Below are 15672 nucleotides of genomic sequence, written 5' to 3'. Positions count from 1 at the left end.
CTCATGACAAATGCGTTGCCGACTGTTGATCTGTGCATGATGAAGACGATACTCGGGGGACCGTGAACCGTTCCCCCGGGGACGGGCGACTAGGGAGGACGCAGTGATCCTGTTGAACGAATCCCGTGCGCGGCACAGACGGTTGGGTGTTGTCGCGGCCTGTGCCGGACTCCTGGCCACGCTGCTCTCGGCGGTACCGGCCGCCGCGACCCCCGACCCGGGGGACGGCCCGACCGCGGAGCGCGAGGTGTCCCGGAAGGCGCAGGCCGAGGTGGCCGAGGCGATCGCCGACGGTGAGATACCCGGCCAGGACGAGATCGTCCACTCCGCCAACATCGAGCACCTGGCCAACATCCCCAAGGACGTGCTGCCCGGCACCAACACGGACCTGGCCTTCCAGGGCAAGTACGCCTTCTCCGGCAACTACGACGGCTTCCGCATCTTCGACATCAGCGACCCGAAGGCCCCGAAGACCGTCTCCCAGGTGCTCTGCCCCGGTTCGCAGAACGACATCTCCGTCTCCGGTGACCTGCTGTTCCTGTCCACCGACTCCTCGCGCAGCGACAGCAGTTGCAACAGCACCACGCAGCCCGTGACCGAGAAGTCCTCCTGGGAGGGCATGAAGGTCTTCGACATCAGCGACAAGGCGAACCCCAAGTACGTCGCCGCCGTCGAGACCGCCTGCGGTTCGCACACCCACACGCTGGTGCCCGAGCGCAGGAACGTCTACGTCTACGTCTCCTCGTACTCGCCCAACGCGGCCTACCCCGACTGCCAGCCCCCGCACGACGGCATCTCCGTCATCAAGGTGCCGCGCAAGGCGCCGGAGCGGGCCGCGATCGTCAACTTCCCCGTGCTGTTCCCGGGTGAGGGACCGGACGGCGGCGGCAACCCGGGTGGGCCCACCAACCCCGGCGTCTCCAAGACGACCGGCTGCCACGACATCACCGTGCTGCCGGACAAGGACCTGGCGGCCGGTGCCTGCATGGGCGACGGCATCCTGTTCTCGATCAAGGACCCGGAGAACCCGAAGATCATCGACCAGGTCCAAGACAACGTGAACTTCGCGTTCTGGCACTCGGCGACCTTCAACCAGAAGGCGAACAAGGTCGTCTTCACCGACGAGCTGGGCGGCGGTGGCGCGGCCACCTGCACCGCGGAGATCGGCCCGAACAAGGGCGCCGACGGCATCTACGACATCGTCGGCAAGGGCGACAAGCGCAAGCTCGTCTTCCGCAGCTACTTCAAGATCGACCGCCCCCAGGCGCCGACCGAGGTCTGTGTCGCGCACAATGGCTCGCTGATCCCGGTCAAGGGCAAGGACATCATGGTCCAGGCCTGGTACCAGGGCGGCGTCTCCGTGTGGGACTTCACCGACTCCGCCCACCCGAGGGAGATCGCCTACTTCGAGCGCGGCCCGGTCAACACCGAGCGGCTCACGACGGCCGGCCCCTGGTCGGCGTACTACTACAACGGCTACATCTACTCGAACGACATCGCCAAGGGCTTCGACGTGCTGAAGATCGACGACCGGCGCACGGATCCCGCGAAGTACGTGCGACTGCGTGAGCTGAACGTCCAGACGCAGCCGGACTACTTCGACTGATCGACCGCCTGCGGCGAGACCGCGGCCTGCGGCGAGTCTCTGGACTGCGACACGTCCGCGGCCTGCGGCAAGTCTCCGGACCGTGGCGCCTCCGCGGGGTTCGGGTGATCCGCGGCGGGCCGTCCGGTCGCGAAGAAACGAGAGAAATCGGTGTCACAGGTCCCGCCGGGCGCGGTGTCCGGCGGGACCCCCTGGCCCCAGTCCAGCCGGTAGCGCGCGAACAGTTCGGCCCGCAGCGGCGTGAGGGGCATGCCGGCGTTCGGCAGCACCATGGCGTAGACGGCGCCCATGAGCAGTGAGCGCAGCATCGGATAGTCGCTGTCGACGTCCCGTGAGCCGTGCCGGGCCACCGTGTCCCGCAGCAGTTCGGCCAGCCGCCGCTGCTCGGGGCACTGCACGAAACCCTCCGCCTGGAGCAACCCCGCCATGTGCTGGCGCATGAGCACCGTCCGGTCCCGTGCCAGGCCCAGGATGGCGTCGAGGGCCCGCGCCATCCGCTCCCGGCCGTCCTCACTGCGCGGCTCGCGCTCCAGCGACTCCTCCAGGGTGCGGTGCATCATCCGGTGCACGGCCGACTGCACCAACTGGCGCTTGCCCGGGAAGTAGTACGACACCAGACCGCGGGCCGAGCCCGCCCGGTCCGCGATGTCGCCGAGCGTCGTCGCCTCGTACCCGCGCTCGCTCACGAGTTCGATGGCCGCCTGGAGAAGCCGTTCCCGGGAACGCCGACGCAATTCTTCATTGACCGAGGCGCTGCGCGGGGACATGCTGTAACTCCTGCGTTGACTGGCTGCCAGCCAACTATACTCAGCGCAGGCCCGGTCGGTTCCGTTGCGGAGCCGTATCGGGTGCCGCCCGCTCTGGGCGACGCGGGGGATCGTCCAGAGTGGGCGTGCTTTCTCCCTGATAGTGGCCTGAGGCTCCTTTTTTGGACTCCCGTTCCGGTTCGTCATCCGGTCGCGCGTCCCGGTCGTGCGCCCCGGTTCCGTTCTCTGCGTGCACTCCCTCGCCCCATCGGTCGCCTCGTGACCGGGCTGTCCCTACAGTGGCAGGAGTGCCGAGCCGAGGAGGGCGTACCGCCATGGCAGCCGACAGTGGACACGACCGGGAGATCTTCACCCGGATCACGGCGATGGTCGAGGACGAGCGCAGGCTGCGGGAGGACCTGGCGGCCGGCCGGATCGACGACGCCACGGAACAGCAGCGGCTCGGCGAGCTGGAGCGCGCCCTCGACCAGTGCTGGGACCTGTTGCGTCAGCGGCGCGCCAAGTCCGAGTTCGGGGAGAACCCGGACGAGGCGAGGGTGCGGTCCGCGTCGCAGGTGGAGGGCTACCAGAGCTGAGCACCCCCACCGTCAGCCGGTGGGTGCTGAACGAACCCGGCCCGCCAGGTCCGGCACCGGCCGCAGGACGGCCGACACGCCCACGAAGGTGGACAGCTCCTCTGCCCGGCGGCGTCGTCCGCGCACCGGGACATATGACCCGGCGGGTCACCTGCTGCTCGGCACTCGGGACGACCGCTGTGCCGCGGCTCCGGCGGGACCGGGTGGCGCTGCCCAGGGCGGGCGCGTCACCGCTACCACCGCTACCGGAGCAGGGGGCGCCATCGTCACCCGTGCGCCGGTCGTCCGGCGGGTCAGGGCCGCCACCGCACATGGGCCGCGATCGCCAGGGACACCAGCATCGCACCCATGAGCCAGCCGCCGAGGACGTCCGTGGGCCAGTGGACCCCCAGCCAGACGCGGGTCAGCCCGACGCCCGCCACCGAGACGACGGCCACCGCCACGGCCGTACGCCACAGGCCGGGGCCGGTGCCGTGGCGGTGGAGCAGCCACAGCAGGAGGCCCAGGATCACCGTGGCCGTGAGGGCGTGTCCGGAGGGGTAGGCCGCGTAGTGGGCGGAGTCGACGGGATCGGGCCAGACCGGCCGTTCGCGGCCGACCGCGGCCTTGAGGCCCTGCTGGAGAACGGTACCGACCGCCGACACCGTGACCAGCCACACCGCCGTCCACCACGCGGAGCGGCGCCACACCAGCCACACGGCCACCGCCGCGCACAACAGTCGCATCGTCAGTGGGTCCCAGACCCAGTCCGTCAGGATGCGGCAGGCGTGGGTGAGATCGGGGGCGGCCACGGCCCAGCGGTGGGTCGTGCGCGAGATGTCCCCGTCGGCGGATACCAGGGGGTGCCACTCGGCCGCCACCAGAACCAGCAGCAACAGCGAGCACAGGCTCAGTGCGATCGCCGTGCGGACGGCGGTGCGATACGGCGACGGGGCGGGCGACGAGTCGACGGAGGGGGTGTGCATGAAGTGATCCTTGCCGAACTGCGCGGTGCGAGGCCAACCCGCCGTCCGGGCTGCCTCAGCCGAGTGCCCGCAGCGCCGGCACCGATGTCACCGGCACCGGAACGAGCGAGGCCGCGGCCGTCAGCCGCAGCCGAAGGGCCGCCGTGAGCCCGTCCGGGGCCGCCAGCAGCCGGTGCACGCGCCGCGGGACAGGGGCCTGCGGACGGGGGAGGGACCGAACACACTTCGCCCCTCGTTCAGTTCCACCAGTGCGGGCGCGGTCGTCAGCCGGCCGAAGCGGCGGGCGGCCGTGTCGTCGGCGGCCAGCTCCACCAGCCGGTGCATCTCGTCACGGAACGCGGCGAACACCGGCACCTGCGGGAAACCCGCGGCCGGCGCGGCCGAGCAGTGCAGCAGTCAGTCGTGCCGAGCCTGGACGTGTCCTGGCTCGGGCGCCGGCACCGCGTCCACCTGATGGCCCTTCAGTCGACGCAGCGCGGCCGTGGTGACGACCAGTCGGGGCACTCGGCCGGGCAGCCACCCGGCGTCGGACCGCTCCCCTCCAGCGCCACGAGCCGTCCGGCAGCGGGCTCCTCGCCCGACAACAGGGGGGCCCGCAGGCTCAGTTCGTCCCTCCGGCGGCGCAGCCTGGTGCGTGCGGCCACTACTTCGCGGACCGGCATCGCCCCGCTCCGCAGCTCGGCGCACGCCAGGGTCACCGCGGTCGTCGCCGCCCAAGGGCCGGTCGCACTGACCTGCCCGCGCACCGCCGGCCAGACGGCCGCGGCGCTCAGCGTCATCGCCGGCGCGCAGCACACCAGCACGGCCGCCACCACGCACTGCCACACCCACAGCGCGACCAGCGGTTCACGGTCGGGCCAGTCGGCCGGCGCAAGCAACCGGGGAGCGACGACGGCGGTCGACGCACCGAGCAGCAGCAAGGCCGCGGGGCCCATCATGGTCGGCACCCTGAGCGCCGTGCCGCACAGGGGGACGGCCCGGCCCGGCGGAGGGACGCAGGCCACGGCTGCTCGCGACCGCGCAGGGAGGGGCCTCAGAGGGTCAGCAGCATGGCCAGCATGCCGATCCCCATCGACAGTCGGCAGGCGCGCGCCAGCTCGGGGCGGTCACCCCACGCCACGGCACGCCCGGCGGCGACGCCCTCCGCGACTCCGGTCACCGGCAGCAGCCGTGCCCCGCAGACGAGGACGTACGCCGTGAAGTACAGCAGCAGAGCGCCCGTGACCAGGGGCACCCCGGATCCGCCGTGTCCATGACCGGCCGCGGGGGAGGCGGTCATCGCGGCGGCCATGTAGACCATGGCCGCCGCTCCGACGAGGTGATGGAGATGGTGCGGATCCGTCCGGGCCACCCATACGGCCCGCAGCGCGGCCCCGCCGAAGAGGACCGCGTACCCCGGCCAGACCCACGTCGGCGGGGTGAATGCCGAACCGGGCACGGCCATCACGGCCATCCCGAAACCCATCAGCGCCTCGTCGCCCGCGGCCCGGCGCTGTGTCTCGTCGCTGCTGCGCATCCGCAGCAGGCAGTAGGCCCCGGTCGCCGCACACAACGCGACCAGCAGCCAGCCGGGCGAAGCTCCGTGCACGCGCACCTCCCTCGCTCGACGGACGGTCGAGGAATGCGATGCCCGTGGCACGCGGCGCGCACGCGAGCGCAAGGATGTACACGGGGAGCATTCGGCGGAGCGCGATGGGTGAGGGAGGGCGGTACGGTCACGGGTGCACCAGGTTACCTGCGGTGGTTGCCCGCGGCGCTGACGTCGCCCTCGCGGATCGCGCGGGTGTACTCACTGGCGGGCGAGGACGGAATCGTCGCGCAGGCCCTCGAAGCAGTTCGCCGAGAAGCGCTCCGGTCGCCCCCGGTGCAGATGTGGGCCGTGTCGACGAAGTTGCCGCCCGCGTCCGCGTACGCGTCCAGCATCTTCGCGCTGGTCTCCTGGTCCGCTCCCCAGCCCATGGTCACCGCGCCGACGCTCAGCTCACTCACGCCCAGACCGGCCCTGCCGCACAGTGTGTACCGGATGACGTCTCCCTGAAGGCGTCGAGGGGCACGGCGCCAGGCGCTGAAGTGCGCGCGAAGGCAAACGGGCACCGGGCTCAGTGCTCGTCGCGGGCCCGGTACACGCCGAACACCGCTCCCCGGGGGTCCCGCAGCACGGCGATCCGTGGGCCGTCCGGCAGGGAGGTCGGCTCCATCAGCACCGCGCCACCCGCTTCTCCGGCCGTCGCCGTCGACGCGTCCACGTCGGCCACCGCGAAGTACGGCAGCCAGTGCGGCGGCACCTCGGGCGGGAACTTGTCGTCCATCGTGATCATGCCGCCGAAGTCGGCTCCGCCGACACCCCACTGCGTGTAGTGCTCGGAGGTGGCCACGGTCCAGCCGAAGACGGTGGTGTAGAAGGCCTCCGACCGCACCTTGTCGCGGCTCAGCAGTTCCACCCAGCCCAGCGAGCCGGGCGCGTTGAACAGGCCCGCGCCCGGGAAGGTGCGCGCCTGCCACAGTTGGAAGGCGGCGCCGCCGGGGTCGAGGGCGACGACGAACCGGCCCACGTCGAACACGTCCATCGGGCCGACCAGCACCTTGCCCCCGGCCTCCTCGATCATCCGTGCGGTGACGTCGGCGTCGGACACCCCGAACGAGACGTTCCAGGACACCGGCCGGCCCTGCTGGTACAGGGGGCTGAGTGCGGCGACGGCCGCGTCTCCCAGATGCGCGACGGTGTAGCCGCCCGCCTCCTGCCGCGGATCGGTCTCGCACCGCCAGCCGAACAACTCCGTGTAGAAACGCTGGGCGGCGGCCAGGTCATCGGTCCCCAGCTCGGCCCAGCAGGGCCCGCCGGGCACGGGCGCGTCGAGCTTCATGGCGTTCCTTCCGACGGGAGCACCCCCTCCAGCACGCTAAGCCCGGGCCCGCTCCGCGGCATCCGCTGAGGTCAGGAGCCCGGCCGGTACCGCAGGGGGTGGTCGGCGGGTACCTCCACCAGCACGATCGGTGTGCCGTCGGGGTCGGCGATCCACATCTCGACCAGGCCCCACGGTTCCTTCACCGGCGGCCGGACGACGGCCACACCCCTCGCCGTCAGCTCCTCGTGGGCCGCCGCCACGTCCGGGACCTGCATCCACAGCCGTACGGCGGGGTCCGGCCGCGTCGGGGCCCGCCCCGAGACCTCCAGGAACCCACCGCCGAGGAAGTAGACGGTGCCACGCTCAGGGCCCGTACCGAACTCGCGGTACACGGGGAGGCCCAGGTGTTCCCCGTAGAAGGCGCGGGAGAGTTCGGGGTCGGTGGGGCGGAGCAGGATTCGGCTGCTGAGTACATGCACCATGCATCCGCAGCGTAGGCGACCGATAGGCTCGGCGGTGCCCAGCCGCGCCACAGATCCGGAGATCCCCGCATGGACACCATCGCCACCGAGTTCAGCTTCCGTGACGCCACCGACGCCGACGTGGACGCGCTGGTCGCTCTCGTCGAGTCGGCCTACCGCGGGGACTCCAGCCGGGCCGGCTGGACCACGGAGGCGGACATCCTGGAGGGACAGCGCACCGACCCGGAGGGCATCCTGGAGATCATCAAGTCGCCCGACGCCCGGGTGCTCACGGTGGAGCGGGACGGCCTGATCGTCGCCTGCTGCCAGCTCGAACACCGCGGTGAGCAGGCCTACTTCGGCCTGTTCGCGGTCAGCCCCACCGTCCAGGGCGGCGGCCTCGGCAGGACGGTCCTGGAGGAGGCCGAGCGACAGGCCCGCGCCGACTGGGGTGTCACCGAGATGCACATGACCGTGATCTCCGTGCGCGACGACCTGATCGCCTGGTACGAGCGGCGTGGCTACCGCCGTACCGGCCGGATGACGCCGTTTCCCTACGGAGACGAGCGCTTCGGCGTCCCGCAGCGCGACGACCTGGAGTTCGAGCTGCTGGTCAAGACCCTCGTGTGAGGTTCACGCCGTGAGGCGGCCGGTGTGTCCGACCTCCGGCCGGTCCGTGGTCGCGCCGTCCAGTCCGAAGGCCCGGACCAGCCGCAGCTGGTCCGGGGTGTTGACCACCCAGCCGATGATCCGCAGATCGTGCTCGCGGGCCTTCTCGACGATCTCCAGGGTGAGCCGCCGCAGGTTCAGACACACGGTCGCGGCGCCCACGGCCACCGCCCGCTCCACGATGTCGGGGCGGTACCGGCTGCCGATGAGCGCGGTGCGCACCCCCGGCACCAGTCGCGCGATCTCGGCGACCGCCTCGTCGTGGAACGAGGACACCTCCACCCGTTCCACCAGGTCCCGCTCGAGCATCACCTCGGCGAGCGCCCGCGCCGCCTGTACGTCCTTGATCTCGGCCTGGAGCGGCACCGACACGGCCGCCAGGACCTCCTCGAACACCGGTACGCGCTCGCCGAGTCCGGCGTCCAGGGCGCGCAGCTCCGCAAGGGTGTGGTCGGCGATCGGCCCGCTGCCGTCGGTGGTGCGGTCCACGTCGGCGTCGTGCATGACCACCAGCGCACCGTCCTTGCTCAGGTGCAGGTCCAGCTCGACCGCGTCGAGACCGGCCCGCTCGGCGGCGACGAAGGACCTGAGCGTGTTCTCGGGCTCGACACCCATGACTCCGCGGTGACCGATGGTGAGGAGGTTCAAGACGCGACTCGCTTCCCTGGGCTGGACGGACCGTGCGGCCGGCGCGCACCGCAGGGACCCCTACCCAGCGGCCGGCGCCGAAAGCCTCCGGGCGAGCCTCCGCGGGTCCCCGCAGGTCTCCGCACAAGCCTCCGCCCACCCGGTGTAGTACAGGAAAAAAAGCGGTGACCATGAGGGTGCGCAGGATAATTTCCCGAGGGTCATCTTGCTGGAGGAAACCTCTTATGCGTACGGTGTGTCCACGAGAGGTACTCCCGTGGAGGATGGGACATGACGGAAATTCTTGCGCAGGTGGGTACGGAGGAGCGGGTTCCTCCCGTGGCCAGGGTGGTGGAGCACCCGGCCTGGCCCGTGCTCAAGGATGCCGTGGAGCGGATCCGGCCCTGGCAGTCGAAGGACGGGTCGATCGACTTCACGACCGAGGGTGCCCCGGAGCGCGCCGACGTCGAACAGGCCGTGCACCGGGTGGCCGCCGCGGTCGAGGAACTGTCGCCGCTGCTCCCGCACGACGCGGACTACCACCGAACCCTGGTGAAGGATCTGCGCCGGTGGGCCGAGGGCGGGTTCGAGGTGCCGGACTTCCTGGACTCGCTGCTGGCCTTCCAGCCCGCCGCGAACCGCGCGGACGGTCTCCAGCACCTGGTCGTCTTCCCGATGTACACCCAGAACGGCAACCCGGACCGCAACCTCGAAGCGGTCGTGCTGCGCATGGTCTGGCCGGACTGGCTGGCCGAGCTGGAGCGCACCCGGTACGACAACCCGCTGTTCTGTGGCATCACCTTCGAGGACTTCACGGCGGGCTACGACACCAACTCCGCCGTTCTCTTCCCGGAGACCATCGCCGTCCGCGAGGCGCCGGAACGATTCTCCTGGGGTGGCATCTTCTGCGACCGTGAGGCCGCCCGCTTCCGCCGTGTCACCGACGCTGCCGTCGGCATCCTGGGTCTGGAACTGCCCGAGGACATCGCCGCCATGGTCCACGACCAGAAGCGGTGCGAGGAGGCGTTCGTCCTGTGGGACATGGTCCACGACCGCACCCACAGCCACGGCGACCTGCCCTTCGACCCCTTCATGATCAAGCAGCGCCAGCCGTTCTGGATGTACGGCCTGGAGGAGCTGCGCTGCGACCTCACCGCCTTCAAGGAGGCGGTGAAGCTGGAGGCCGACGGCGTCCCGCAGGCCCGTGACGTGCAGTACGCGGTCCTCTTCGACCGCATGTTCCGCTTCCCGGTGACCGGTGAGCGCGTGCGCAACTACGACGGTCTCGGCGGCCAGCTGCTCTTCGCCTACCTGCACAAGCACGATGTGGTCCGCTGGACCGACAACAAGCTGCACATCGACTGGCAGCGTGCCCCGCAGGTCACCAACGAGCTGTGTGCCGAGATCGAGAAGCTCTACCGCGACGGCATCGACCGCCCCAAGCTCGTGCACTGGTTCGCCGGCTACGAGCTGGTCTCCACCTACCTCGCCCCGCACCCCGGCTCCAAGTGGGCCAAGGGTCCGGATGCCCTGGACCTGACCCAGCCGCCCCGCAAGCTCGTCGACGACGTGCTTCCGGACGAGTTTCCGCTGAGCATGTTCTATGAGGCGCTGTCCAAGAAGCTGAAGAACGTGATTGCCTCCACCAAGGGCATCACGGCGGACGGCGCCGAGCGGATCGCCGCGTGAGCGACCTGCGTACCGAGAACACTGCTCAGGAGGCGAAGATCATGGGGAACGGGGCTCTCAGCGGTGCGGTGATCGCGGTGGCCGGCGCGGGTGGACCCGCCGGCCGGGCGGCGCTGATCAGGCTCGCCGAGGCGGGCGCGACCGTCGTGGGCGCGGACAACGATCCGGAGCGTCTCGCGGAGGCCGTGGACGCGGCGAGCTACGCGTCCGGCGGCGCGACCGTCATGGGCGAACCGGTCGATCTGCTCGACCTGCGTTCCACCCAGGAGTGGGCCGCCCGTGTCGAGAAGGACTTCGGCCGGGTGGACGGCCTGGTGCACCTCGTCGGCGGCTGGCGCGGCAGCGAGACCTTCACCAAGACGAGCCTCGACGACTGGGACTTCCTGGAACTGCTGCTCATCCGCACCGTGCAGCACACCACGCTCGCTTTCCACGAGGCGCTCCAGCGCAGCGACCGCGGCCGGTACGTCCTGATCAGCGCCGCGGGCGCGAGCAGCCCCACCGCGGGCAACGCCGCGTACGCCGCCGGCAAGGCCGCCGCCGAGGCATGGACGCTGTCGATGGCCGACTTCTTCCGCAAGGCCGGGGGCGCCGACGGGCCGACCTCCGCGGCGGTGATCCTGGTGGTGAAGGCGCTGGTGCACGACGCGATGCGCGCCGAGCGGCCCAACGCGAAGTTCGCGGGCTTCACCGACGTGAAGGACCTGGCCGAGGCCATCGCCGACGTCTGGGAGAAGCCCGCCACCGAAGTGAACGGACACCGTCTGTGGCTCACCGAGAAGCCGTGAACCCACCCCGGACCGACGCGCGCCGTCATCACGACCCGGACGTCCGCGGTTTTGCCAGCGACAACTATGCCGGCGCCCACCCGGAGGTGATGGCCGCCCTGGCCCTGGCCAACGGGGGCCACCAGGTGGCGTACGGCGAGGACGACTACACCGAGAACCTCCAGCGGATCATCCGCGGCCACTTCGGGCCGACGGCGGAGGCCTTCCCGGTCTTCAACGGCACCGGGGCCAACGTGGTCGCGCTTCAGGCGGTCACCGACCGCTGGGGCGCGGTGATCTGCGCCGAGAGCGCCCACATCAACGTGGACGAGGGCGGCGCCCCGGAGCGCATGGGCGGCCTGAAACTGCTCACCGTCCCGACGCCGGACGGCAAGCTCACCCCCGAGCTGATCGACCGGCAGGCGTACGGCTGGGAGGACGAGCACCGGGCGATGCCGCAGGTCGTCTCGATCACCCAGAGCACGGAACTGGGCACCCTGTACACGCCCGAGGAGATCCGTGCGATCTGCGAGCACGCCCACGCGCACGGCATGAAGGTGCACCTGGACGGCTCCCGCATAGCCAACGCGGCGGCCTCGCTGGACGTCCCGATGCGGACGTTCACCAACGCGGTCGGCGTCGACATCCTCTCGCTCGGCGGGACGAAGAACGGCGCGCTGTTCGGCGAGGCGGTCGTGGTCGTCAACCAGGACGCGGTCTCCCACATGAAGCACCTGCGCAAGCTGTCCATGCAGCTCGCCTCCAAGATGCGTTTCGTCTCGGTGCAGTTGGAGGCCCTGCTGGCCAAGGACCTCTGGCTGCGCAACGCCCGGCACGCCAACGAGATGGCACAGCGGCTGGCCGAGGGCGTGCGCGCGGTGCACGGGGTGGAGATCCTCTACCCGGTCCAGGCCAACGGCGTCTTCGCCCGGCTGCCGCACGACGTGAGCGAGCGCCTCCAGAAACGGTTCCGCTTCTACTTCTGGGACGAGTCCGCGGGCGTGGTGCGCTGGATGTGCGCCTTCGACACGAAGGAGGAGGACGTGGACGCCTTCCTGTCGGCGCTCAAGGAGGAGATGGCCCGCTAGCGGCGGCCACCACAGCTACCACGACGCATAGGTATGCGGTCACCTGGAAATCGATTGACGCTCAGGTGGCCGCGTTCCTATGCTCTCCGGGCATGGAGCTGATCCAGGAAAATCCCGACCCTTTCGCGTACCTGAAGGCCGACGAGGTCATCGACCATCACCACCCCCTGGTGCGGGCCACCGCCGCGCGGCTGGCGAAGGGGGCGGATGACTCGTATGCCTATGCGCGGCTGGCCTTCGAGTTCGTGCGGGACGGCATCTCCCACTCGCAGGACTCCGGCGACCTCAGAGTCACATGGCGCGCCTCCGACGTACTGGAGCAGCGCACGGGCATCTGCTACGCCAAGGCTCACGCGCTGACCGCGCTGCTGCGCGCCGAGGACATCCCGACCGCTCTGTGCTATCAGACGTTCGACGTGCTCCACGGACTGGTCGCCGTCCGCTTCGACGGCGCCTGGCACCGCCAGGACCCCCGCGGCAACAAGCCCGGAGTCGATGCCCGGTTCTCCCTGAACGGCGAGCAGCTGGCCTTCGTCCCCGACATCGCGGCCGGCGAAGGCGACCACCCCGTCCTGTACACCGCACCGCCACCGCCCGTCCTGCGCGCGCTCCGGGCCGCCCCCGACCGCCCCCACCTCTGGAAGACGCTCCCCACCGCCCTGTGACCCCCGCCGGCCGGTCGCGGTCGCCGAGCCTCCCGGCATGCGTGAAGGGGGAGCCGGAAGGCCGACGCGGACGGTCGACGGAGGGTGTTCGCGGACCGGGCGGTCGGCGGAGCCCGATCCACCGACCGCCCGCGGCCGGTCGAAGCAGCCTCGGCTGTTCGCCTCCGTCGCGCCCGTCCCCTGGTCGTCACCGTGCCCCGGGTGCTCGCAGACCAGGGCGACGGCCCCCCTGCCAGGAGATCCGCACCGCCGTTCGCGCCCCGTCGGCGACCCCTCGGCCGCGTCCCCCGTCTGGACCCGGACGGCGGACGGAACACCCACGGGCGCCGGCGGTCTTCCCCTCGGTCGAGCGCCGCGTCCCTCGCCCGCGTGGCACTTCCGGCGGCCCAGGACCGGCCGGTCGCCGGGCCTGCGGGCACCGGGCCTCAGGTGTACCGGCCGGCACCAGGTCGGCTGTCGCGCGAAGCGCCGGGGGCAGGGGCGTGGGTCGTCGGGCCTGCGGACACCGCTCCCCAGGTTTGCCTGCCGGGACCGGGCGCTGTCGCGTGACTTCCCAGGGGCGGGGCGGGGCGGGGCGGGGCGTGGGTCAGCGGGCCTCGGCCGCGCGTACCTGCTCCGGCGTGGGCGCCGTACCGCCGAGATGGGCCGGCATCCACCAGGTGTCGTCCGCGTCCTTCGGGCGGACCGGGTAGGCGCGCTGGGCGGCCTCCAGCAGCTCCTGGACGCGCTCGCGCACCTGCCGGGTGATCGCGCCCGCGTACTTGTCGCGGGAGGCCTCGAGCGCCTCGCCGACCCGCATGGTGATCGGGGTGTGGCTGCGCTTGAAGTTGCGCGGGTGGCCCTTGGTCCACAGCCGCTGCGTCCCCCACACCGCCATCGGCACCAGGGGCACGCCCGCTTCCTGGGCCAGCCGCGCGGCGCCGGACTTGAAGGTCTTCAGCGTGAACGACTCCGAGATGGTGGCCTCGGGGAAGACGCCGACGATCTCGCCGGAGCGCAGCGAGTCCAGCGCGTGCGCGTACGCCGTCTCACCCTGCTTGCGATCCACCGGGATGTGCTTCATTCCGCGCATCAACGGGCCGGAGACCTTGTGGCGGAAGACGGACTCCTTCGCCATGAAACGAACGAGACGTTTCTGCGGGAGCGCTGCGACGCCGTTGAAGATGAAGTCGAGGTAGCTGATGTGGTTGCTCACCAGTACGGCTCCGCCCGAGCGCGGGATGTTCTCCGACCCCTGGCAGTCGATCTTGAGATCCCAGACCTTGAACAGCGTCTGGGCGAGGCCGATGACGGGGCGGTAGACAAGCTCTGCCATGGGCGAGGCGGACCCTTCCTGATCTCTGCCCGGGAACGGCTCCCCGGCGGCAAAGTTACGCAGCCGTAGGTTTACGGCATCTCGCAGATCGTGCCCGAAGAACGGCCGGGTAGCCAGTCCTCGCGCCCGCTAACCGCGAGATTCTCGTCACTTCCGCCCCCTCGGCCCACCTCGGCCTTTTAGCTCACCTTTACTCCGCACGTTTCGCCGCCCTCCGTACGAGCGGGTGCATCTCGCGGCCCGGGCGGTGCCCGAAAGCGGTGTCGCGGACACCACCCCGAGCGCCGCCCCGAACCGCCGTCCTCTCACGTCGATGTCATCGACGCCGATGAATCAAGTGTTCCGCAACGGAAAGACCAGGAGGAGGCGGGAATCTTTCCGGTGGCGTGAATGCTTGTGCGGATGATGGCCGGACTGACGGTGCGTGGCGGTGCTCGCGAGGCCGAGCCCACGGAGCGCGGCACCGACGGCGGAGCGGGAGGGTGCGCGTGCGCGGGCACGACGAAGGACAGCGGCTCGGGGCCGACCGGCTGGGCGGCGAACTCGGCGAGCGGGCCACGCTCGTGCAGTTCTCCAGCGCCTTCTGCGCCCCGTGCCGGGCGACCCGCCGGATTCTCGGCGAGGTGGCGGACCTGGTTCCCGGCGTCACCCACATCGAGATCGACGCCGAGGCGCATCTCGACCTCGTGCGGGAACTCGCCGTCCTCAAGACCCCGACCGTGCTGGTCCTGGACGCCGACGGCCACGTCGTGCGCCGCGCCTGTGGGCAACCCCGCAAGGTCGATGTCATCGCCGCCCTGGGCGAGGCGGTGTGAACCCGACGGTGGGCCCGCTCCCGCATGCCGCGACGTACTTGACTGCGCGCACCACCTATCCTCAGCCTGACCGTATGCCCGAGGAACGCCTTCTCCACGGACGGGTGCACGTCGGCCTCGCCCGTACCGCGAGCGCGTGCTGTCCGGGCCGTTGAGCCACCACGCATCCGCTCGTCACTCCCGGCAGAAGGACCAGGACGAATCCATGACGGCCACGCCCGCGCTCCGTACCCCCCAGCTCGCCTCCCCGGACCTGCTGCGCTCCGTCTTCCGCCGCCACGCGGCCGGCGTTGCCGTGATCACCGCCTCCGGCGAGGCCGGGCCGGTCGGCTTCACCGCCACCTCGCTCACCTCCGTCTCGGCCGAGCCGCCGATGCTGTCCTTCGGCATCGGCACCGGCGCCTCCAGCTGGCCGGCGATCTCCGGGGCCGACCATGTCGGCGTGCACATACTCGGCGAGCACCAGCGGGAGCTGGCCGCCACCTTCGCGCACAGCGGAGCCGACCGGTTCGGCGCGCGGACGTCCTGGCGCGCGGGCCCCGAGGGCGTTCCGGTCCTCGACGACGTGCTGGCCTGGCTGGTGTGCCGGGTCGTGGCGCGTGTGCCCGCGGGGGACCATCGGATCGTCCTCGCCGAGGTGGTCCTGGGCGATCCGGCGGGCGTCGGCCGCCCGTTGCTCTACCACCAGGGCCGTTTCACCGGTCTGCGGGATTGATCACTGTCCGGCGCTCCTGCGGAGCCGTCGAGTTCCGATTACGCTGCGTTGCGGACGTCACAGTTCAAAGCGCTTGCTTAGCGGGAAGGAACTGGGTGTACT

16 protein-coding genes and 2 pseudogenes are annotated in these 15672 nt (G+C 70.9%); 9 read left to right on the top strand and 9 right to left on the bottom strand.

The window, feature by feature from the left end:
* Positions 1 to 103: 103 nt before the first annotated feature.
* The gene (locus ACZ5Y0_RS10840) at positions 104 to 1606 is read left to right on the top strand and encodes an LVIVD repeat-containing protein (RefSeq protein ID WP_469128296.1); all 1503 of its coding nucleotides are present in this window, start codon (positions 104 to 106) and stop codon (positions 1604 to 1606) included.
* Here ACZ5Y0_RS10840 and ACZ5Y0_RS10835 read toward each other — a convergent pair.
* Positions 1594 to 2373 carry a TetR/AcrR family transcriptional regulator gene (locus ACZ5Y0_RS10835; RefSeq protein WP_469128295.1) on the bottom strand — a complete coding sequence of 260 codons (780 nt, stop codon included), beginning with the start codon at positions 2371 to 2373 and terminating at the stop codon, positions 1594 to 1596. The two genes, ACZ5Y0_RS10840 and ACZ5Y0_RS10835, sit on opposite strands and share 13 nt — an antisense overlap.
* Before the next feature lie 314 nt (positions 2374 to 2687).
* Here ACZ5Y0_RS10835 and ACZ5Y0_RS10830 point away from each other — a divergent pair, with 314 nt between their 5' ends.
* Complete coding sequence (locus ACZ5Y0_RS10830) at positions 2688 to 2948, top strand: DUF2630 family protein (RefSeq protein ID WP_469128294.1); 261 nt, start codon at positions 2688 to 2690, stop codon at positions 2946 to 2948.
* Between the two features lie 293 nt (positions 2949 to 3241).
* Here ACZ5Y0_RS10830 and ACZ5Y0_RS10825 read toward each other — a convergent pair whose 3' ends face one another.
* From ACZ5Y0_RS10825 to ACZ5Y0_RS10800, 6 genes and pseudogenes are all read right to left on the bottom strand, one after another.
* Positions 3242 to 3913: a phosphatase PAP2 family protein gene (locus ACZ5Y0_RS10825; protein WP_469128293.1), complete on the bottom strand. Its 672-nt coding sequence runs from the start codon at positions 3911 to 3913 to the stop codon at positions 3242 to 3244.
* Positions 3914 to 3968: 55 nt separating this feature from the next.
* Positions 3969 to 4851: pseudogene (locus tag ACZ5Y0_RS10820) on the bottom strand (M56 family metallopeptidase).
* Positions 4852 to 4946: 95 nt separating this feature from the next.
* Positions 4947 to 5501, bottom strand: a complete 555-nt coding sequence (locus ACZ5Y0_RS10815) for a DUF5134 domain-containing protein (RefSeq protein WP_469128292.1) — start codon at positions 5499 to 5501, stop codon at positions 4947 to 4949.
* A gap of 143 nt (positions 5502 to 5644) precedes the next feature.
* Complete coding sequence (locus ACZ5Y0_RS10810) at positions 5645 to 5902, bottom strand: hypothetical protein (protein WP_469128291.1); 258 nt, start codon at positions 5900 to 5902, stop codon at positions 5645 to 5647.
* A 110-nt stretch (positions 5903 to 6012) separates the two neighbouring features.
* Positions 6013 to 6777, bottom strand: a complete 765-nt coding sequence (locus tag ACZ5Y0_RS10805) for a VOC family protein (RefSeq protein WP_469128290.1) — start codon at positions 6775 to 6777, stop codon at positions 6013 to 6015.
* A gap of 71 nt (positions 6778 to 6848) precedes the next feature.
* On the bottom strand, positions 6849 to 7241 hold the full coding sequence (locus ACZ5Y0_RS10800) for a VOC family protein (protein WP_469128289.1): 393 nt from the start codon (positions 7239 to 7241) through the stop codon (positions 6849 to 6851).
* Between the two features lie 69 nt (positions 7242 to 7310).
* On the opposite strand from ACZ5Y0_RS10800, the gene ACZ5Y0_RS10795 reads away from it, so the two are divergent.
* Positions 7311 to 7850, top strand: coding sequence for a GNAT family N-acetyltransferase (locus ACZ5Y0_RS10795; protein ID WP_469128288.1), 540 nt, complete (start codon positions 7311 to 7313; stop codon positions 7848 to 7850).
* A 3-nt stretch (positions 7851 to 7853) separates the two neighbouring features.
* On the opposite strand, the gene ACZ5Y0_RS10790 is transcribed toward ACZ5Y0_RS10795, so the two are convergent.
* Positions 7854 to 8537, bottom strand: a complete 684-nt coding sequence (locus ACZ5Y0_RS10790; RefSeq protein WP_469128287.1) for a glycerophosphodiester phosphodiesterase — start codon at positions 8535 to 8537, stop codon at positions 7854 to 7856.
* A gap of 270 nt (positions 8538 to 8807) precedes the next feature.
* Between ACZ5Y0_RS10790 and ACZ5Y0_RS10785 the strand changes: the two genes are divergently transcribed.
* From ACZ5Y0_RS10785 to ACZ5Y0_RS10770, 4 genes are all read left to right on the top strand, one after another.
* A complete protein-coding gene (locus ACZ5Y0_RS10785; protein WP_469128286.1) occupies positions 8808 to 10205 on the top strand; it encodes a DUF6421 family protein in 1398 nt (465 codons plus the stop codon).
* Positions 10206 to 10246: 41 nt separating this feature from the next.
* Positions 10247 to 10993: an SDR family NAD(P)-dependent oxidoreductase gene (locus tag ACZ5Y0_RS10780; protein ID WP_469128477.1), complete on the top strand. Its 747-nt coding sequence runs from the start codon at positions 10247 to 10249 to the stop codon at positions 10991 to 10993.
* Positions 10990 to 12060: a threonine aldolase family protein gene (locus ACZ5Y0_RS10775; protein WP_469128285.1), complete on the top strand. Its 1071-nt coding sequence runs from the start codon at positions 10990 to 10992 to the stop codon at positions 12058 to 12060. The genes ACZ5Y0_RS10780 and ACZ5Y0_RS10775 overlap by 4 nt, the downstream gene beginning before the upstream one ends.
* Before the next feature lie 92 nt (positions 12061 to 12152).
* Positions 12153 to 12725: a transglutaminase-like domain-containing protein gene (locus tag ACZ5Y0_RS10770; RefSeq protein ID WP_469128284.1), complete on the top strand. Its 573-nt coding sequence runs from the start codon at positions 12153 to 12155 to the stop codon at positions 12723 to 12725.
* 586 nt (positions 12726 to 13311) lie between these two features.
* Here the strand turns inward: ACZ5Y0_RS10770 and ACZ5Y0_RS10765 are convergent.
* Positions 13312 to 14040, bottom strand: coding sequence for a lysophospholipid acyltransferase family protein (locus ACZ5Y0_RS10765; protein WP_469128283.1), 729 nt, complete (start codon positions 14038 to 14040; stop codon positions 13312 to 13314).
* A gap of 424 nt (positions 14041 to 14464) precedes the next feature.
* Here ACZ5Y0_RS10765 and ACZ5Y0_RS10760 point away from each other — a divergent pair.
* Both ACZ5Y0_RS10760 and ACZ5Y0_RS10755 read left to right on the top strand, forming a co-directional pair.
* Positions 14465 to 14855 (top strand): annotated as a pseudogene (locus ACZ5Y0_RS10760) (thioredoxin family protein).
* 205 nt (positions 14856 to 15060) lie between these two features.
* A complete protein-coding gene (locus ACZ5Y0_RS10755) occupies positions 15061 to 15570 on the top strand; it encodes a flavin reductase family protein (RefSeq protein ID WP_469128282.1) in 510 nt (169 codons plus the stop codon).
* Positions 15571 to 15672 lie beyond the last annotated feature (102 nt).

The sequence above is a fragment of the Streptomyces sp. NPDC033216 genome, from assembly GCF_055577115.1.
The sequence above is the reverse complement of the archived record's forward strand: the minus strand, read 5'-3'. Positions and strand labels throughout refer to the sequence as shown.